At 40.5% G+C, this 20063-nt stretch carries 16 protein-coding genes and 1 other RNA gene; 5 read left to right on the forward strand and 12 right to left on the reverse strand.

The genetic code is table 11. From position 1 onward, the window contains the following. Positions 1-208: 208 nt before the first annotated feature. The 3 genes from FPZ42_RS12095 to FPZ42_RS12105 all read left to right on the forward strand — a co-directional run bounded on the left by FPZ42_RS12095 (position 209) and on the right by FPZ42_RS12105 (position 3988). The gene (locus FPZ42_RS12095) at positions 209-1564 is read left to right on the forward strand and encodes a Gfo/Idh/MocA family protein (RefSeq protein WP_146271735.1); all 1356 of its coding nucleotides are present in this window, start codon (positions 209-211) and stop codon (positions 1562-1564) included. Positions 1565-1567: 3 nt separating this feature from the next. Next, a complete protein-coding gene (locus FPZ42_RS12100) occupies positions 1568-2608 on the forward strand; it encodes a DUF6807 domain-containing protein (RefSeq protein WP_146271737.1) in 1041 nt (346 codons plus the stop codon). A gap of 138 nt (positions 2609-2746) precedes the next feature. Beyond that, positions 2747-3988, forward strand: a complete 1242-nt coding sequence (locus FPZ42_RS12105) for an alkaline phosphatase family protein (protein ID WP_146271739.1) — start codon at positions 2747-2749, stop codon at positions 3986-3988. 80 nt (positions 3989-4068) lie between these two features. Here the strand turns inward: FPZ42_RS12105 and FPZ42_RS12110 are convergent, their stop codons facing one another. The 9 genes from FPZ42_RS12110 to FPZ42_RS12155 all read right to left on the reverse strand — a co-directional run bounded on the left by FPZ42_RS12110 (position 4069) and on the right by FPZ42_RS12155 (position 13629). Then, positions 4069-5175 (reverse strand): glycosyltransferase family 4 protein, encoded by a 1107-nt coding sequence (locus tag FPZ42_RS12110; RefSeq protein WP_146271741.1) that lies wholly within the window; start codon positions 5173-5175, stop codon positions 4069-4071. Beyond that, positions 5175-6299 carry a glycosyltransferase family 4 protein gene (locus tag FPZ42_RS12115; protein ID WP_222431576.1) on the reverse strand — a complete coding sequence of 375 codons (1125 nt, stop codon included), beginning with the start codon at positions 6297-6299 and terminating at the stop codon, positions 5175-5177. The genes FPZ42_RS12110 and FPZ42_RS12115 overlap by 1 nt, the downstream gene beginning before the upstream one ends. Then, positions 6292-7596 (reverse strand): O-antigen ligase family protein, encoded by a 1305-nt coding sequence (locus FPZ42_RS12120; protein WP_146271743.1) that lies wholly within the window; start codon positions 7594-7596, stop codon positions 6292-6294. Before FPZ42_RS12120 ends, FPZ42_RS12115 begins: the two co-directional genes overlap by 8 nt. Before the next feature lie 5 nt (positions 7597-7601). Next, positions 7602-8768: a glycosyltransferase family 4 protein gene (locus tag FPZ42_RS12125; RefSeq protein ID WP_146271745.1), complete on the reverse strand. Its 1167-nt coding sequence runs from the start codon at positions 8766-8768 to the stop codon at positions 7602-7604. Further along, positions 8768-9274, reverse strand: a complete 507-nt coding sequence (locus FPZ42_RS12130) for a serine acetyltransferase (RefSeq protein ID WP_146271747.1) — start codon at positions 9272-9274, stop codon at positions 8768-8770. Before FPZ42_RS12130 ends, FPZ42_RS12125 begins: the two co-directional genes overlap by 1 nt. 4 nt (positions 9275-9278) lie before the next feature. Then, complete coding sequence (locus FPZ42_RS12135; RefSeq protein WP_146271749.1) at positions 9279-10664, reverse strand: lipopolysaccharide biosynthesis protein; 1386 nt, start codon at positions 10662-10664, stop codon at positions 9279-9281. Between the two features lies 1 nt (position 10665). Continuing rightward, positions 10666-11715: a lipopolysaccharide biosynthesis protein gene (locus FPZ42_RS12140; protein WP_146271751.1), complete on the reverse strand. Its 1050-nt coding sequence runs from the start codon at positions 11713-11715 to the stop codon at positions 10666-10668. Positions 11716-12294: 579 nt separating this feature from the next. After that, positions 12295-12912, reverse strand: a complete 618-nt coding sequence (locus FPZ42_RS12150; protein WP_146271755.1) for a histidine kinase dimerization/phospho-acceptor domain-containing protein — start codon at positions 12910-12912, stop codon at positions 12295-12297. A 135-nt stretch (positions 12913-13047) separates the two neighbouring features. Beyond that, complete coding sequence (locus FPZ42_RS12155; RefSeq protein ID WP_146271757.1) at positions 13048-13629, reverse strand: Crp/Fnr family transcriptional regulator; 582 nt, start codon at positions 13627-13629, stop codon at positions 13048-13050. Between the two features lie 206 nt (positions 13630-13835). Here FPZ42_RS12155 and FPZ42_RS12160 point away from each other — a divergent pair, with 206 nt between their 5' ends. Beyond that, positions 13836-14906 (forward strand): SDR family oxidoreductase, encoded by a 1071-nt coding sequence (locus FPZ42_RS12160; protein WP_146271759.1) that lies wholly within the window; start codon positions 13836-13838, stop codon positions 14904-14906. 161 nt (positions 14907-15067) lie between these two features. Here the strand turns inward: FPZ42_RS12160 and FPZ42_RS12165 are convergent, their stop codons facing one another. Beyond that, on the reverse strand, positions 15068-16201 hold the full coding sequence (locus FPZ42_RS12165; RefSeq protein ID WP_146271761.1) for a hypothetical protein: 1134 nt from the start codon (positions 16199-16201) through the stop codon (positions 15068-15070). A gap of 445 nt (positions 16202-16646) precedes the next feature. Between FPZ42_RS12165 and bla the strand changes: the two genes are divergently transcribed. Then, entirely contained in the window at positions 16647-17519 is an 873-nt protein-coding gene (bla, locus tag FPZ42_RS12170; protein WP_146271763.1) for a subclass B3 metallo-beta-lactamase, read from the forward strand. A 593-nt stretch (positions 17520-18112) separates the two neighbouring features. Here bla and FPZ42_RS12180 read toward each other — a convergent pair. Both FPZ42_RS12180 and ssrA read right to left on the reverse strand, forming a co-directional pair. Next, positions 18113-19255 carry a glycoside hydrolase family 18 protein gene (locus tag FPZ42_RS12180; protein WP_146271765.1) on the reverse strand — a complete coding sequence of 381 codons (1143 nt, stop codon included), beginning with the start codon at positions 19253-19255 and terminating at the stop codon, positions 18113-18115. 319 nt (positions 19256-19574) lie between these two features. Further along, positions 19575-19942: a transfer-messenger RNA gene (gene ssrA / locus FPZ42_RS12185) on the reverse strand. Positions 19943-20063: the final 121 nt, after the last annotated feature.

Raw genomic sequence — 20063 nt, forward strand, 5'->3', positions numbered from 1 at the left:
ACATCTGATGAATTTTATTAAATATGACATTTCGTGAACTTCCATCATTCAATTCCATCAGCATCAGTTATTGTAAAGAATTTATAGTATTAAGCATAAAAAGCGGTTTAATGCCATTGATTTTTAAATTGCTTTTGTATCTTGAGCTTCAGTTGCGATCCGTATCCCCTAAAGTGATCGTTTTATAAACCAATTCTTCCTACCTGTTATGGATAATTCTCGTCGTAATTTTATCAGGCAAACATCAATTGCCGGTGCCGGGGTTTTACTTGCCAAAAGCGGTTTAAGTGCTAAAAGTTATAAGCGCATCATTGGTGCAAATGACAGGGTACGTGTTGGCGTTATCGGTTTTTCAGACAGGCATAAGGCCTCGCATTTGCCAAGCTTTATGAACCATTATAAAGAGCTCAATTTTGAAGTGGTAGGCGTGTCTGACATCTGGAAACGCCGCAGGGAAGAAGGTGCGGCTATATGGAAGGGTAAGATGCAGAATGACGTAAAGGCTTACCGCAATAACGAGGAACTTTACGATAGCAAAACGGTTGATGCCGTATTTATCAGCACGGCCGATTTTCAGCACGCCCGCCACGCCATTGAAGCTGTTAAAGCCGGGTGCGATGCTTATGTTGAAAAGCCTTTTGCTGAGACCATGGAGGATAACCGGGCTGCACTTAAAGCGATAAAAGAATCAGGAAAGATAGTGCAGATAGGTTCTCAACGCCGCAGCGGTGCCAATTACCATGCAGCAAATGATTTTATACGTGCAGGAAAATTTGGCGACATCACGATGGTTGAACTTACCTGGAACGTGAACCAGCCCGGCCGCTGGCGCAGGCCCGACCTGATACCGTTGCTTAAAGAAGAGGACACTGATTGGAAACGGTTTATCATGAACCGCCCTTATGAAAAATTTGACCCGAGAATATATTTAGAGTACCGCTTGTTTTGGCCGTACTCATCAGGCTTACCCGGCCAATGGATGAGCCACCAAATTGATACCGTTCACTGGTTTACCGGGCTTAAACATCCACGTAGCGTAGTGGCAAACGGCGGTATTTATATGTGGAAGGATGGCCGACGCAACTGGGATACCATTACCGCAGCATTTGATTACGGCCCGCTTGATGATCTTTCAAAAGGCTTCCAGGTTACGTTTGCATCGCGCATGCACAATGGCGATGAACACCCCAAAGAAATCTACTATTCAAACGGCGGCGAACTGAATCTTGACACCAACAAGGTATCGCCAGAAGGCGGCCTTACACAAGATATGGCAAACGCCATGCACATGAAGGCTAATTTGTTGCCTGAAGTAAGCTTGAACAGCACCGAGCGGGTAGTGGCTTCTGCAAATACCGGTGGTGATGTGCTTACCTCAAACCACGTGCGTAACTGGATGGAGTGTGTGCGCAGCCGTAAGCAACCCAACGCACCTGTTGAGGCAGGTTATAGCCACTCCATTGCCAACATCATGACCAATGCTGCTGTGCATACCGGTTACAAAGCCACCTTTGATGAGAAAACGCAGGAGGTGATGGCCAATGGCAAGGTTTTTAAATATTAAGCTATGAACAGGTCTATCCGGGTTCTAATTCTTGCGCTGGCTGCTGCCCCAATGTTTGCACTCGCGCAAAAGGCGGAAACAGTCAAAATAGTTCCGCATAGCACTCAGCATAAAGTTGATGTATTGATAGGTGGTAGGTTGTTTACACAATTCCTGTATCCAGATAGCCTGGAGAAGCCGGTACTGTATCCTTTACATACCGCTGATGGCATAGTAGTTACCCGTGGTTTTCCTTTAGCACCGCGCCCCGGTGAGCCAAATGATCATCCGCACCATATAGGTTTATGGTTCAATTTTGAGAACTTGAATGGATTGGATTTCTGGAATAACTCTTATGCTATCCCGAAGGAAAAAAAGGGAGGTTATGGTTGGATAAAAACAGACAAAATAACCGAAACTAAAAGCGGAAAGACTGGTGCATTGGCTTACCACGCTAACTGGACAAACCAGCATGGGCAAGTGTTGGTAGAGGAAACAACCCATTTTGAATTTAGTGGCAATGCACATAGCAGGACAATAGACCGCATTACTACCCTAAAGGCCGATACCCAGGCTGTTTTCACTGACGCAAAGGACGGCCTTTTGGGTTTACGCCTTGCCCACGAATTGCAGATGCCAACCAATGAAGACCAAAAGTTTACCGATAGTAAAGGCATTGTAACTCTGGTAAAGGGCGGTACCGACCATATTGCCAATGGTAATTATATTACCAGTGCCGGCAAATCTGGCAACGATGCCTGGAGCAGTCGTGCCGTTTGGTGCAAGATTTATGGCAAAATGGGTGCAGATTCGGTAAGTGTAACCATTGTCGATCATCCGCAAAATCCTAATTATCCAACTTTTTGGCATGCCAGGGGATACGGGTTATTTGCCGCCAATCCGCTGGGAGAAAAGGTTTTTACCAACGGCAAAAGCCAGAAAAACCTGACGCTGAAGAAAGGCGAGACGGTGACCTTTAAATACCGCATACTCATAAGCAACGGCAACAAAACGCCAGGCAAGGCAGACCTTGACAAGGCAGCGGCTGATTTTGCAAAACAGTAGTAAATATGGCGGTTTGTTGATTTGATGAATTCGACTTAATAGTCAATTAATATTGGCGCAACATTTTTGGCGGTAGCTTGCTGTGTATCCCAACACGCTGTTCAGCTAATTCCGTTTAATTTAATATCAGATATAGAGATGATAAACCGGTTCGTACTTACTATTGCCCTTGCCTTTTTCGCTGCCAGTGCTTTTGCGCAAAAAACCAATAAAACAGTTTTTGTAATTGCTGATGGTATCCCTGCGGATGTTATTGAACTATTAGACCTGCCAAATATCAAAAAGATTATTGCCGATGGCAGTTACACCCGTATGCATGTGGGCGGTGATGTAAATGCTTACAATCAAACGCCTACAATTTCTGCAGTTGGTTACAACAGTTTGCTAACCGGTACCTGGGTTAACAAACATAATGTGCCCGATAACGATATTAAGGCGCCTAATTACAATTATCAAAACATATTCAGGTTGATAAGGGCACAATATCCGGGCAAGAAAACGGCAATATTTTCGAGTTGGGAGGATAACCGTACTAAACTACTTGGCTACCACTTGCCCAATGCAGGAAATTTAAATGTTGATGATCATTACGATGGTTATGAGTTGGATACGGTAAACTTTAAACATGATGCCGCGCATGATTACATGCACCGCATAGATGAAAAAGTTGTTAGTGAAGCATCTGCGACAATTAAGAAGAATGGGCCTGACCTTTCATGGGTTTATCTTGAGTATACAGATGATATGGGCCACATGCACGGTGACAGTCCCGAGTTTTACGATGGCGTTAAAAAGCTTGATGTGCAAATGGGCAAACTTTATGAAGCAATACAATACCGCAAGGCACACTTTAATGAGAACTGGTTATTGGTGATCACAACAGACCACGGCCGTGATGAAAAAACAGGCAGGGGGCACGGCGGGCAATCTCCGCGGCAGCGCAGCACCTGGATGGTTACCAACTACCGGCCGCTTAATGCTTATGCCGAGCGCTACCACCCCGCCATTGTAGATATTATGCCAACCGTTGCCCGCTTCATGAATATTACCATACCGATGGATGTTAAGCGCGAAGTTGATGGTACGCCACTTATAGGCAAGGTTTCGGTTGCTGAGCCCGCTGCCATACTTGTACAAGGTAATCTTGATATCACCTGGAAAGCCGTAGATCCTGATGGAAAAGTAAAAATATGGGTAGCTAAGACCAATAACTTCAAAACAGGCAGTCCGGACGAGTACCAGCTAATGGGCGAGGTACCGGTTAAAGACCAACATGCTTTTATAAGTGTTAAGGACAGCCCGTCTGATTTTTATAAAATTGTTTTAGAAGCACCTTATAACATCACAAACCGGTGGGTGATAGCAGATGCAAAAAAATGAAGGCTGCAAGTAAATAATCCTATAGCAAAAGGCCCTCAAACTACCATTTGTGGGCCTTTTTAATGGAACGAAAATTAAAATCAGGACTGTTTAAGCTTCGATTGAACAAATTGAAGCATCTGAGCTTTAAATCGGCCTGTAGAGAAACTTTCGGCATGTTCCCTGATCGCAACCGGATCAAATGTGTGTTGAATTGAATCAAAATGCTGAACAGCAGCTATTATATCAGGTACGGTTTGATTTTTAAAAAACACGCCGGTTTTGTTTTCCACAACGCTTTCTAAAGCGCCACCTTTGCCAAAGGCAATAACGGGCACGCCGCATGCCTGCGCTTCAACAGGCAAAATCCCAAAGTCTTCTTCAGCAGCAAATACAAACGCTTTTGCTGCAGAAAGGTATGCCTTTAGTTTGTCAAACGTTTGGTATCCTAACAAAACGGTATTGGCCACAGCTAATTTGCTTACTTTTTTAAAATCCGGCCCGTCACCTATAACCAGTAATTTTTTATCAGGCATTTGCGCAAAGGCCTGTACTATCAGGTCAATCTTTTTGTAAGGAACAAAACGCGAACAGGTAACAAAATAATCGCCTTTTTCCGCCGCCGGCGCAAAATCTTCAGTAGCAACGTTAGGGTATATCACGTCACTGTCGCGCCCGTATACCTTTTTTATCCTTTTTGCTATGTATTTAGAATTTGCTATAAAATGATCTACACGGTTTGTGCTGATGTAATCCCATGTTCTTATGCGATGCAAAAGATATTGTGCCAGGAAACCTTTAAGCCCTTTATTTAGGCCCGATTCGCGCAGGTATTGATGATTTAGATCCCATGCGTAACGCATAGGGGAGTGGCAGTAACAAATATGGATCTGATTAGCATTGGTCAACACGCCTTTGGCAACCGCATGTGATGATGATATGATAAGATCGTAGCCAGACAGATCAAACTGTTCAACCGCAAGCGGGAACAACGGTAAATATGACCTGTATTTCTTTTTTGCGAACGGGAGGCGCTGAATGAAAGAAGTTTGCACTTTATGCCCTTTCAGCCCTAATTTTTCTAATGTTTCTTCTCGTGCTACCAAAGTAAACACATCAGCTTCAGGAAATAAGGATACAATCTCTTTAAATACGTTTTCAGAACCACCGATAACCGTCAACCAATCCTGTACTAATGCAACTTTCATTATTTTGTGTTGTATATAAGCTGATTAAATAATTCTATATGTTTTTGGGCGCTTTGTTGCCAATCAAAAAGTTTAACTCTTTCTGCTCCTTTAGCTATCAAAGTTTCCCGCTCCTGGTCGTTATTCAAAATCCATTCAATTTTAGATGCAATGTCTTCGGCATTTTCCGGATCAAAGTAAACTGCGGCCTCTCCGCAAACCTCATGTAATACCGGTATCTCAGAAGCCAATACAGCGCATTTATTAACCATTGCTTCTAAAGGTGGTAAGCCAAAACCCTCATATAACGATGGGAACACAAAAACAGCGGCATTGTTGTATATGGTTGCCATATCATCATTATCCACGTAGCCGGTAAAATGTAAGTTATCTGACAATGCCTGATTGGAGCTGATCATATCAAATAAATTATCATCTCCGGTTATAAAGCCGTCTTTTTTGCCAACAACCAAAAGCTTGTATCGATCTTGCAGTGCCTTAGGCAGCGCCAAGTAAGCGTTGGCTAAATTTTTAAGATTCTTGTGCGGCTTTACATTGCCTACAAAAAGTATGTAGTTATCGGGCAGCTGGTATTTGGCCTTTAAATTATTTACATCAACCAGTTTAGCTTGTTGCTCTACGCCATTATGGATAACGTTTATTTTGCTTTGATCAACCTTTATAAATTTCAATATCTCTTGCTTGGAGAAATGTGATACCGTAACTATCCGGTTGCTAAGTTTAGATACCAAATTGAACGCTAATTTTGCATAGATCTTTTGCTTAAGACTTAACTGAGAAGCGAATGCAAGGTGAAACACGTCATGAATGGTCACCACCCTTTTTAATGCTTTAACAGGCATGAGCGGCGCGTTATAATGCGGCGACCAAAACAGATCGCAAACAGGTATTACCTTGCGGTATTTTAATTGCTCACTTATCGAGTAGATCGATGCCGGGAAATCGACAACTGCTACGTTGGGGTAGTATGATCCCAGCAACGATGGATCGCCTAATAGCGTTACCTCAAATTTTGAAATAATTGCAGGCAACAGCATTCGCAAATAGGTACCTATACCGGAGTGGTTGATCATCCTTGCATCTATGCAAAGGTGAGGCTTTTTGTTGGTTGGGGTATTATTCATTTAAAGCTTTCTCCTTTGGTTCAAGTTCGGTCTGCATTAAAAAGAACAATACACCCATTAATAACCACGTATAAAAGAAATATATAGCCACACCTAATAGCAGCGGCCCAATTAATGCTAATATCAAATAATTTGAGGCTGGTAAAGGCCTGATGGTTTTGGCCAGCCTAAAGTAAAGCAACAGGTAAATAATAAAGAATATTATGCCTGCTTCAAGTAACATATCAACTATACCGCCCAAACCAGTGGCGTCCCAGAATGATACCGGAATTTCGGGCATGAACTGCCTGTAAGCCGGATTGTTTCTAAGCAGCGGATAGTTACCCCAGCCTATACCCACCCATGCGTTCTTTGCAAGCATGTTTGGGACAATCACCGTTGCCGAGATTCTTCCCATCATAAAGTTGGGGTCTATCTCACCAGGAGCGAAAAGAGAAGCTTTTAACTCAATGTCTGACAAGCTGTCAACGTACATCTGCAACGTAGCTATTGACCCAAATACCATCAATACAATTACCGCAATGTATAACAGGATTTTAACGAATAACCGCTTAAAAAACTTGCCAACTTTAGACATTAAATAAACGGCGCCATTTAAAAATAACAATAGATATCCAGCCTTAGATTGTCCTAACAAAACTAAAATTACCGGGATGATAAGGTACAAAGGCTTTAGCCTTAAACGACGGTAACATGCTACACAAACCGTAAAAATAAACGCGTAGAACAAGCCGAACGGTCCCCCTTCAACAAAGAAACCCTTGAGCCTGTAAACCTGATCGCCCTCACTCGCATCGTAAACTATTAAACTTTCATACTTATCTGTTGCCAGCAAATGCAAAGCATACAAAGAGTAGGTAAGCATAAAGAATAAACCAAATACCATTATTTGCACAAACAGTATCATTTTCAAAAGATTATATGGCTTTTGAGAATGAGATAAAACGTTGGCTGTGAAACAGCAGAACGTCATACAGGTAAGCATCTCCAGGAAGCGTGCAAAGCTGATAAATCCCGGGTTTTTCAGTAACGTCAGGTTTTCGTCGTTAATGTAAAAGTTAGTGTAGTGATTTACAATCAGCGTTTTTACTAATAAAAGGATGTAAAATGCTAAGAAGTATAAAATGGTTTTGCTTTTGGTTAAATGTTTAAACAAAAACGGCATCAACAACAGCATCAATAGTTCTCCGGGCTGAAGGCCGGCTATTTTCAAATCAGGGAACTGAAGACAAATAGTACAGACAAGGACTATCCAAAACTCGGATTTAAATAAAGTAAGTCTGTTTTCTGTCTCCATAATTGTTAATTAACCAACTTGCCAATTAAAGCATTATAGGCCCTAACCATCGTTTTAACATTAAATTTCTCTTCTACTTTTGCCCTTGCATTTTTACGGATGATATCTAACTTTTCGTGATCAAGAAATATTTTTTCTAATGTCTCGGCTAATGAGTTCTGATCATCGCATGTAAAAAGATAGCCGTCTTGTCCATTGTCAATAATTTCCGGTGAGCCGCCTGTATTTGAAGCAGCAACGATCTTTTCAATGGCCATTGCCTCGTAAATAGTTGTGCCCAATGGTTCACTTCCTTCCAGATTACTATTGTTCACAATAACATCGCAAGCATTATAGAAACCGGGCATATCACTTATTTTACCTAAATAATAGATGCCGTTGTCATGTTCAACTGCGTTTAAAAAGTCGTTACCGTAGGCTTCATCGTCTGCCGATAATGGGCCTGCCAACAATAATTTAAACTTAGGATATTGGCTTGAGAGTTTTTTAAAGGCCTGTATTAAACCAAGTTGACCTTTTCTATGCTCGATGGTGCCCGCCATTCCAATCACAAAATCATCGTTTTGGATAGCATGTAAATGTCTAAATTTTTCACCACGACTTGAATCTGGTTGATATTCGTTCAAGTCAAGGCCGTTATACAGCGTTATTACCTTATCGCTTACAGGATATTTCTTTTTTACGGCGTTAGAAACAGTAAGGGTAGCATCATATAACTTAAATGCTGCTGCAGCAAGCTTGTTGTCAAAAGCAGAATAGTATTTAAGATCATGATCAGACCAAACGAATTTCAGATCTTTTCTGAAAATTTTGGCTAAAACAATTGCCGGGAACAAATAAAATGCGGGCACTATGGTATTGGCATGTACAACGGCTATGCTATTCGTTTTCGCGAATTTTAACACCTTGTATGAAACCGTTAAGCAGTTTGAAATAGCTTTAAAATAAAAGCCTAATTTGCCGGCGCTGCTTCTGTTAAGTTTTTTTAACTCATCTAAAAGATGGATAGCATACTTATCCTGATTTGTTTTGATAAGATTATCTGCGTAGGCGCCAGGCGAAACAAACAAATGAGGCTTAACTGCAGACAGGTTATTATCAATTAATCTCTGGATTACTTTTTCTGCTCCCGAGGCTTTTTCGCCGCCAAACACATAAAGGATATTAACCATTAAAGATATCTGATTATTTTTGCAGGGTTACCCGCGGCCACACAATTATCCGGTAGATCTTTAACCACAATGGAGCCGGCCCCAATCATTACGTTATTACCAATTTTTAATGGACCTATTATACAAACGTTGGCACCAATGTCTACATTATCGCCTATTACAGGGCAGCCGCTGTTAAAATCGCCGGCAGCGCTTTTTTTGTTACCCAACGTGGTTGCGTGGCGCAGTATGCAGTTCTTACCTATCTTAACTCCCGGGTTTACTACCAGGCAAAAGCCGTGGTGAAGCTGCAGGTTTTCTCCGGGTTGTACATGCCATGATAACTCTATTGCCATAAACCATTCAACAACAACGAGATAGAGAATCAAGTACCAAAAAAACAGTATGGTGGTAATTTTATTTGTTCTTGCCAGGCAAGCAAAGCGGTACAAAACCATTACAAGCTGGCCCTTAATATTCTTTTTGTTAGCTTTAAAATCCTGGAAAATCCCTCTGTTTGCTGACATATCGTTATACTGCCTTATTAAGCTTTATTTTTTTGTAGGCCAGGTATGGGCCATAAATTGAAAATGGTAATATGCAAACCGCTGAAGCTATGATAACACCTGCCGATCCTAAACCCAGCTTGATAAAATATATACAAAGTGGAACGTTGGCGATTATAGTAAATACTAAATAAGGCAGTTGTTCCTTTATTGCCGAAACGCTGTTTAAAAATACAGAATAGTTGTAATTCCAGGCATACAGAACGTGATAGATAACCATACCGCTGATTAAAAGCACGGGTATCTGATATTCCTTTTGTACCCAAACAAAAAGTATCTGGTCAATAAATACACCTATTAGTGTGAACACCACCGCTACACCCAATACAAAGTAATTGAAGCGTTTAAATACATTTCTGATCCAATCATTATCCTTTTTTTCAAAGGCCTCGGTGAATACCGTCCATAAAGGCATTGATATCAGGCTTAGCAGCACTATCACGGCATTAAATAACTTGTAGATCAGATTGTATTTGGTCACCTCTATATTGCCAAGATATTTATTGATGATTATCGTATCTGTGAATGAGATAACTATTACCTGTATCTGAACGATGAAGAAACCAAAGCTCAGCTTCAGGATATTCATAAGGTAATCAGACCTGAAGTATTTGATGGAAGGTATCAGGTTGGGGTTTTTCTTAAAGAAAATAAAGTTGGCCGTAACCATGCTTATGATCAAAGATACCGCAGTTACCTGTGACATTAAGTTTATAGTTGCCCTTACTTTAAAAACGTTAAAGAATATCAGTATGACTACGGTAATCAAATTGTTTAAAACCATACCCAAGTTTGAGAAGGATATGTTTTGCATAGATGCCGCAATGTTGTAAACAAAATTTAATGTAAAAGAGATGATTATGGTGATACCAATGGTTAAGATAGCTCTTTCAACGTCGTTTGAGGCAATGTCACCAATAGTGAGAATAGACTGGATCTTAGCGAGCTTTACTACTAAAACCAGTATCAGGATCAGAAAAAGCGAGAGCGAAGCAAATACGATATATCCTGTACTTATATATCTTTTTACATCTTCTGTATTGTTATTTGCCAGTGCTATAGTGATCTTATTTTTAAGTCCATTACCCAAGCCGAGATCAAAAAACAGGAAAAAGTTAACTAATGAAAAGATGGTTAACCAAAGACCGTATTCGTTACTGCCAAGCAAATGTATAGATAGCGGCACTATAGCAAAGCTTAAGAACATTGACAGGCCTTTGTAGCCAAAAGATAGCCCGAGTTGAAGAATCAGCCTGAGATTTCTCTTTTTTGCATCATTAGCATGTATACCCTGCTCATCTTTATTTTTAAACTCGCGTATAATGCTGTTTAATTTGCCTTTAACACTCATATTAAGCCGCTGATCCTATAACTCTTTTAACAACTAAAACAAAAGCGGCTAATATGGCTGCAATTGCAAACCCACCCACTAACGCTATTTTTTTTCCTAATTTGTTACTTTCAAGTGGTAATATAGGTGGGTCTATGACCTCTATCAATGGCGTCTCTTTTTGCAGGGCCAGTTTTGATATTTCTAAATTTTTGACGATCTCTCCGTAAACTGCAGCACTTGTTTGCAGATCTACCTGTTTACGTTGCGACGGAACCTTTAGTACTAACAATTGAGGATTTGCATTTGGAGACGCATCCAGAGAACTTGCAGCTGAGCTAATGGACGAGTTAATTACCGCCTTTACGCTATCAGCCTGTTTTTGAAGCAGCGCTACGTTAAACTTAGACTTTTTAGTTTTAGTTTGGCTGTAAAAATCGTTTACATTTTTAACGATCTGATTTGTAAAAGCCTGAGCAAAAAGTTCATCAGTTGATTTTAAAGTAACGTGTATAATGCTCAGTTTTTTATCAGGTTTCACAACACTCAGGTCACTTTTGTTAAGCTTCTTTACAATGTCTGTGACCAAACTGTCCTGCAATCTGCTGAATTTATCTGGAGAGCCTTTGAACTGAATGTTGCCCAATTTTTGTTTTTCCCATTGCTTACGCAACTTATTATTGTCAATGTACCTGTCTATCAACATTTCTTTCTTTCCCTGAAAATTTACCTCCGTGAGTAAAGTTTTCATGATCATGGTTCTGGACCGGTATAGTTCAAATATGTTATCGCCTTTAAACAGTCCGTCGTCGCCGCTTTCAATGTTTATACCTGCAAGGGATGCCAGGCCGGCATATTGGCCAAGGCCGCCGCTTCCGCCATCCTGTAAAACAAAAGTGCACTCGGCCTTATAAACGTTCTTTTTAAAGATCGCGTAACTTAACGCTAAGGCGCCACCAATTATACCGCAAACAAATATGATAAGCCATTTACGCTTAAGGTAACCAAATACGTCTACAGCGATGCCCTTTATATAACCCGAAGTGATCTGATCTGAGTTTTTATCCTGCATAAATGATCAATATTGACTGTTAAAGTTCGTTAAACTAATTTGTAAGACTATTACTCAGCGAGAAATTAAATTCACTGAACAAAAAATATGAAGAGAAGTTTTTCATGTATGAATATACCTAAGGTATATTTTATAATAAAGTTATAAGCCGGGTATTTTAAACTTTATAAATATCTGATGATGGATTAAGAAAGAAATGCTATTATGTGTATGAATGTCAATCTCTTGTGTAAAAGAGATAGTCCGGTTTGCTTTAAAATTATCGATCATTGATCTCAAAATTGATGATATACGGATAGGGAAAAACTGGGGCAAATATAGACTAAATCGTTTGAGTACAACGCAAAATTGATAATCTTCTTATGAAGCTTTAATTGAAAATCCTTAAAGGTAATTGCTAACCCCAAAAATTGAGGTAAGTAAGATTTAAAACATTATGGCGGACTTTTCTCATTTTACCGGTGAATTAGTGCAGTGATTGATTGAAATATTTTCTGTAGGTGAGATTATGCACCTTCATTCCGGTGTTATCTATCTCAAGAGAATTATTTTAACTATCAAGTTAGATTTTGATTTGGGTTAACCCAATTTATTCCCTAAATCCCTGATCAAAAAAGCCTCAAATTCATCATCTAACTGTTTACAACTTTGTTCTAATTTTTTAACAACGTCTTGTAATTGGTCATTATCTTCACCTAAGATTTTAAGCACTTCAACCAAACCAAGCACATTGGCTAAAGGCCGTCGGAGATCATGTGATTGCTGGGAAGCAAGTGTATTAAGCGTTTGAGTGAGAAAGCCAATATGTTCCGGGCGGGATTCAAATGCGGCAACATCATGGCCTATTCCGATAACGCCGGTGATGTTCCCCCCGGCATCAAGATCTGCTTTGTACTCCCAATAAGTAATTATATAGCCTCCTTTGCCATCAAGCTTTCTCAATGTGATCGGAAAAGTCTTGTCGGGATCTGCAACGCATAGCTGATAAGTTTTGAAGCTTGCAGCATGGTCATCTGTATGCAGCGCAATTGAAGCAGGCCTTACTTCCGTTTTGTTATAGAAAGCGCTGTGACGTTCAAGGAAGAGATCGTTCATGTAAACGTAATTACCTTGCGTATCTATTTTAACCAGGTAAAAGTTTTTAGAATCAGCGACCAGTTGTACAGATCTTTGAAAAGAAAAGCTTGTTGACATCATGAAGCGGAGTGCTCTTAAGAAAAGTAGAGCCTTGCAAAGGTAGGAGTTAATTAAGTATGTTGTTAACGAAAATTAACTTACCATCAGAGCGGTTTGAAGATGATTTGATAGGTCAAAGTATCGTGGTAAAAGGCATCATTTTTCTGAGAGTAATTTTTTTTTGATGCGGCTTAATGTTTCGGGCGCTATGCCAAGATAAGAGGCTACTAAATTTTGCGGTAGGCGTCCTATAATCTGAGGGTTTGATTCGGCCAGTAACAAATACCTTTCTTCGGCGGTGTGCGTAATGGAACTCATAAGCCGTTGTTCTTTTGTAACCAGACTGTTTTGATACAAAATACGGAAATAACGGTCCATAACCGGGACATCAATCATCAATGCTTCGTAATTGGATCGTGAAATTAAAAACAACTCGGAGTCTTCGATAGCATCAATATTAAACACGGCTTTTCCGCCTGATAGGAAACTGGCGAAGTCAGACACCCACCAACCTTCCCACCCAAAAATACTCATGTGTTCAGTCCCTTTACTATCCACGTTGTAGGTACGCAGTAAGCCTTTTGCCACAAAGGTCAAGTGTTTACAAATATCGCCTTCCTGTAACAGGTATTGTCTCTTTCTTAGCTTTTTGTGAATGAAGAAGGTTTTTATCCTCTCTTTGTCCTCATTTGTCAGCGTAACCTTTTCCTGAATGTGACCTAAAAGTACATTGATCATGTAGTGACTTACGTTTAAAGCAAAGGTAGATTTTTTGCAAGACATCATTTTATCAGAAATTAGCATCACGTAGATATAGACTTGATACAGGTCAAGTGTATTTCTTGATTCAAATCATCGCCCTTGTAAACTACAGCCGGTAAGTTTGTGAACAAATTATTACAAGTAACACATTAATCTATCTCACTGAAATTAACGCTGTAAATATGATGAACAAAATAGCATTGGTAGTTGGGGCAAGCGGTATTGCCGGTAGCAATTTATCTAAAAAGCTGATATCTAAAGGTTGGGAAACCTACGGTTTAGCCCGTAATCCTAACAATGAGATTGAGGGTTTAAAGCCGGTTTTAGCAGATCTGTTAGATAAAGACAGTTTAGAACAAGCATTATCCGAAATACGGCCTACGCACGTTTACATAACAACCTGGATGCGTAACGACACTGAGGCCGAAAACATCAGGGTAAATAGTTTAATGGTACGTAATCTATTGGATACGTTGTCTTTGAACAGATCAGTTGAGCATGTGGCTTTAGTAACAGGTTTAAAACATTACCTCGGCCCTTTTGAAGCTTATGCAAAAGAGGGTTTTTTGCCTGAGACGCCTTTGCGGGAAGAGCACCCAAGATTAAATATCGAAAACTTTTATTACGCGCAGGAAGATGAAGTTTATGCCGCAGCCAAGCGGGATGGCTTTACCTGGAGTATTCACAGGCCGCATACCGTTATTGGTAAAGCAGTAGGTAACGCCATGAATATGGGGACTACCTTAGCGGTATATGCAACTATTTGTAAAGAAACCAACCGCCGGTTTGTTTGGCCGGGGTCTGCCGCCCAATGGAATGGCTTATCTGACGTAACTGATGCCCGGGTATTAGCAGAACATTTGATATGGGCTTCTACAACTGATATCGCCCGTAATCAGGCATTCAACGTGGTTAATGGCGACGTGTTTCGTTGGAGCAGGCTGTGGAATCGTCTGGCGGAGTACTTCGGTATTCAACCTGTTGGCTTTAATGGTACAATTCAACCGCTTGAAAAAGAAATGGCGGATTATGCAGATATCTGGGAGGATATTGCGCTGAAATATACATTGCGGGAAAAAAACCTCAGCCGATTGGCTACTGCATGGCATACCGATCTTGACCTGGGACGACCGATAGAAGTAATGACGGACATGTCAAAAAGCCGTAAGCTGGGATTCAGCATTTTTCAGGATACGGAAGACACATTTTATGATCTATTTGAAGAATTGCGGGCAGCCAGATTAATTCCATGAAAAGATTCATATAAAATTCGAGTGATTTTGTAGTGCTGTAAGTGAAGCGCTGGTAACCTGTTAAAAGCCTGTCCTGTATCTAAACCTGTGTTCAGTAGCTTACAGATGATCGAACCAGATCGTCTCAGTTTTTCATTACTGCTCGGAAATGCTGCCAACTATCAATTAGCTGTGCGATTCAGGCCAATACGACCGTTCTGATAATCCTCTGCAAAACCGAATACGGTGAAAAAATAAATGCCAAAAACGCTTCGTTTGCTTGATGGATTAAACCGTGTCGAAAAATTTGCCCTCCGCTGATTATAAAAATAGGTTTGACCGAAAGGCAACATAAGTTTTATTATTGGATATTGATCTGCGTGAAGATCTTCCGATGAGGCATTTAAAACGACGCCGGGGTTACCAGAGTCCAAGAGCACACTGACCGGAATTTGTTGACTTTCGGTAGCTATGGCAGCAGCTATTTCGGGGTGATATAAAGGTAATTCGGGGTATGTAGGAAAGTGTCCCGATACTTGTCCTGTTTGTGCTGTCGCTTGAGGGGTAAGTTGGTTGAAACGGTATTTTTGAAAGTCTGCGTTTGTTAAGCCAACTGTTAGTGAACGGCTTGGGCGGCAGCTGCCCGGTATTTTGATTGCACAACCAAATAATTGTAAGGCGCTTAATTTAAAGCCCGGTATCAATCCGTTTCGGTAATTCAAATATTTCAGTGGACTCACTAAATTAAATGTCGTGCGCTCATTTACGCCTGTCACTGTGTTGAAAGTAGTGTTCACGCCGAATACAGATCCAAGCCCGTTTGTTGACTCCTTGCCGTTTGTTGATTTTGCATAAAAGAACATAACGGGCATTTTCCGTAAATTCAAAGCCCCTGTTTGATCGCCCACCATCAGCGTAGCAAAGCCAATATTTCCAAACTCTTTGGTTTCAACGGCCCCTGCAGAGCCATAAACTTTTTGCACGGTAGTACGGGTCACCACTATACCTTTGTATGTTAACGTATCCTGGCCTTTTTTAAATTTAAAACCATGCTCATCTACAAGTTCAGGCGGGAAAATTTTAAGTGCATCCAACGTTACGCCGGCTGAACCGGTATCGAACAGCAACGGAAGTGTAATTGGCACACCGCCTATGCGCATGGCGTTGATATAAATTCGGCCAGGGCCAGACCCATTATTAAGTTTTGCCGGGTATACGTTAAGACTTACGGGTGATGTAATGGAAAAGTCAGTCGTGTCAACCTGTTCGTTTTTAAGTGAAAATCTTGATGCTTGGGCTACAGATGTTATTATCATCAAGCATAAACAAAAAATTAATGGACAACCCGGTACAAAATATTTATTAGCTCTCATAATTAACTGTATCTAAAAAGATGGTCACACAGGCTTTAAAACGGTCGATATTTTAGTTTGTTTTACCATGAGCCTGTAATACACAGTATCGGTTATAGCACCTTGCAAATCATCTAAATTAGACAGATCCAGTCCGTAAAGGGCTTTCGATAAAAAGAGCAAGGAAAGCCAAACCTGCCCCCCGGTAGCGACGTATTTACCCAAGCTTGCCTTCTTGATGATACCAAACTTGCGGAAACTGAGCTATTCGCTCCAAAAGCCGCCAAATACTTTTACTTTAGTGACCCGTGGCAATATGATAACCGTAGTAAGCTGTTCATCAGTAATTTTGGAACTACGTTGTTAACCGCCTCGGTGAGGTACATTTACGAAAAGCAAATTAAAAATTATGAGGAAGGCCTTGTTCATTCTTATGTTTCTAACACTTGCAGCGGCCAGTTACGCGCAAGTTGTGCGAGAACCTACCGCAACGAAATATCCGGAATGGACAAGACCTATCGAACCATTTAGGATAGTTGGTAACCTTTACTACGTGGGCACCGCCGACCTTGCATGTTATTTGATCACCACAAAAGCCGGCCATATCTTAATTAATACAGGTCTGGCATCTTCAGAAGGAAATATATTAGATAATATCAAAAAACTTGGTTTTAAAATAAGCGATGTTAAAATATTATTGACAACGCAGGCTCACTTTGACCACTTAGGCGCTATGGCAGCAATAAAAAAAGTAACTGGTGCAAAAATGGTTGCTGATTATGCTGATGCACCAATTATTACCGATGGAGGGTTGTCTGATTACGACCTGGACGGCAAATATCGCACCTTTAAACCTATTAATGTAGACCGTACCCTTCATAATGCTGATCACATTTTGTTGGGTGAAATGAATTTGACCATGCTGCATCACCCGGGACATACCAAAGGCTCATGCAGCTACCTTTTCAAGGTGAAGGACAAGAGCCGTACGTATCGTGTATTGATAGCCAACCTTCCTACGATAACGACTGAAAAGGGTTTTAATGCCATACCAAGTTATCCACAAATCGCCAAAGATTATAGTTACACCATAGCAGCTTTGAAAAAGCTGAAATTTGATATCTGGCTGGCTTCTCATGGCTCTCAATTTGACCTTCTTCAAAAGTATAATGCCGCAAAAAGCTATCGGCCATCGTTATTTATGGATAAGAAAAACTATTACAAAGAGCTTGACGAGCTGGAGGATGATTATCAGAAAAAGTTAACGGGTAAAAGGTCTTGAGCGGCCTGTTATAATTATTTGCAAGTGCTGCATTTTGATATTATTAACCTTAATTATTACGTTATGTTGGAAAATACCTTCAAACAGGATGATCCTTATCAAGTCTATTTGAAAATAATCATTGATGGTGCCTTTGTTGATTATCAGCCAATATTGCGCAACGTTAAATTGAGTGACAACTCCAACATTCCGTTATTTCCTGCTCAATGTCATGCCAATTACCTTATTCAGGATTAAACCCTGCACAACGATCGAAAATACCACGATCACAAAGCCGGCCGTAAGGATCAGCGGTTTATAATCAGAATCGGGAAGAGACAATGCCAATGCCACGGAAATACCGCCCGTTAGCCCTCCCCAGATCAGGGCAAAGCCGCATTGTGTACGCTCGCTGCAGGTGCTGTTGGCACATTTGTGTGGTGATAATGACTAAAATGGTATGTGGACCTGCAACGCTGGTTTGGTATTGTTAGATGAAGCGGGATATGTAACTGTACCGCAGAACTTATCAGTTTTTTACGGGTATAACATAATAGGGCTTGGAGCGATCCAAGCCCTATTTATATGAAAAAGACAATCTCAAAAAACTCAAATCATTTACTACTCACACCACGTAATGTGGTATTCACCTGTTTCAGCAGATATTCTTTCTTATCATCTGCGTATTCCCAAAACATCACACCGGCCAGGCCATTCTTCTTTACATATTCGCATTTTTTTTGAACAGACCACTCGTTATCATAACTAATGAATTGTTTTGTTGCCCTATTATAAAGATAGGGTGCCATAGCGTCGGTGTCCCGATATTCTTTGAAAGCGTTATTAATAAGCAGGCTGTCTTTTATAAACGTGTATCCGCCTCCGCGCATGTGTTCAACTGTCTTTACACCTAAGCCCCAGTTTGTACTGTCTGCTACGCTCGATGATCGCCCGTAAAAAGCCATGCCCATTACCAATTTGTTACGCGGTACACCCGCAGCCACATATTCTTTTATCGCTTTGTCCGCGTTATCTCGTGTAGCATATTTTTTTGAAGCGAACAGGTTAGTATGGTGTACAGCTATGCCCAGGCTATCCTGGAAATAGTCATAGGTCATCATGTTAACATAATCAAGATAATTAGCCACCTTGTTCATTTCGGTATGTTGCAAAAAACGTTTAAATCCTCCTACAGCTGCCGTTAATAAAAGCTTTTTACCTGTTTCTTTTTGTAGTACGTTTAATTCATGCCTTAATGCTTTAAACATAAGGGTATAATTTTGCTTGTCTACCGGCCGGAACCTATTGCCTGCGCCGATGTTATCGGGATATTCCCAGTCAATGTCTATTCCATCCATCATATATTTTTTGATAATATTTACTGCACTCTTTGCAAAACCCCGCCTTGAAGTATCGCTCAAAGCCATGTCAGAAAAGTTGCTGCTCCAGGTCCAACCGCCTATTGATATTAAGATCTTTAGGTTCGGATTTTTCTTTTTGAGTTTTATCAGGTTTTTAAAGTTGGTAGTATCCGTACGTTCATGGGTTAGCCAGGCCCTATTCTGCTGCACATCAACAAATGCATAATTGATGTGCGTAAGTTTAGATGCATCAACCATACTGGTGTCAAACAAGCCTTGATAGCCCCCTACATAGCCGATAATTACATATTTCTTCTTTTTGGGTGGTTTTGAAAATGCGGAAGAGGCGACAGACATAAGGATGAACGCCGTAAAAAATAGTCTGAGTTTAAGCATTATTAATTAATTAGGTGGGATTTGTTTTTGGCTTTCTCAAATAAAAAAGCAAGCTGACGTTAGTTTCCATAATCTTTTACATTAAAAAGTGATACAACATTAAGCTTACAATCAGCCTGACCAAGATGCTCATATTTTTAAAAATTTAGATTATCAAGTAAAAATAGCAAGCCTAGTGGGTAAGAAATCTTGAAATGTTACTCATCAAATTGCGCTGCTTTTTATCGCTATTTGGTGAATAATATAGCCATTTGACTAAAATAAAAAAAACGCTATAAATCATCGATTTATAGCGTTTTTAACTCAGTTAGACCTGATTTCGTGGAGCCGGAGGGATTCGAACCCTCGTCCAAACATGGTATAAGATAAGCTTTCTACATGCTTAGCTTCTGTTTAATTGTCGGGACAAGGAAGGCCAGTTGCTTGCCTATACCGTATCCGTAGGTGCTTTATCTCGTCCGCTTATCGCACCTTAAGCAGACCAGTTCTGTTTGATGATGCCCCAAATACCGATTCAACAGAACGGAAAACCGGCGGGACAAAAGCTATTCTAATTCTAAATTAGGCAGCTAAGGCGTAGTTATTTTCGCCATTTGTAAGTTTGAGCGTTCAGATTTAAGCGCTAATTCACCCAACGCGCTGCATGCTTACCTATTTATCTCCATCCTGTCAATTCCGGTCGACCCCATTTTTTTTGTTGCTCCCGATAACTGTTTCCAGTTTGCAGTTAAATGAACTACAAATATACGGTTTTTTAGTTTGCAGCGGGCATTCTTAAATCTGTCAACTGCAAACTTGTAACTGCAAA

The sequence above is a fragment of the Mucilaginibacter achroorhodeus genome (assembly GCF_007846095.1).
In the GTDB taxonomy this organism is placed as follows: domain Bacteria; phylum Bacteroidota; class Bacteroidia; order Sphingobacteriales; family Sphingobacteriaceae; genus Mucilaginibacter; species Mucilaginibacter achroorhodeus.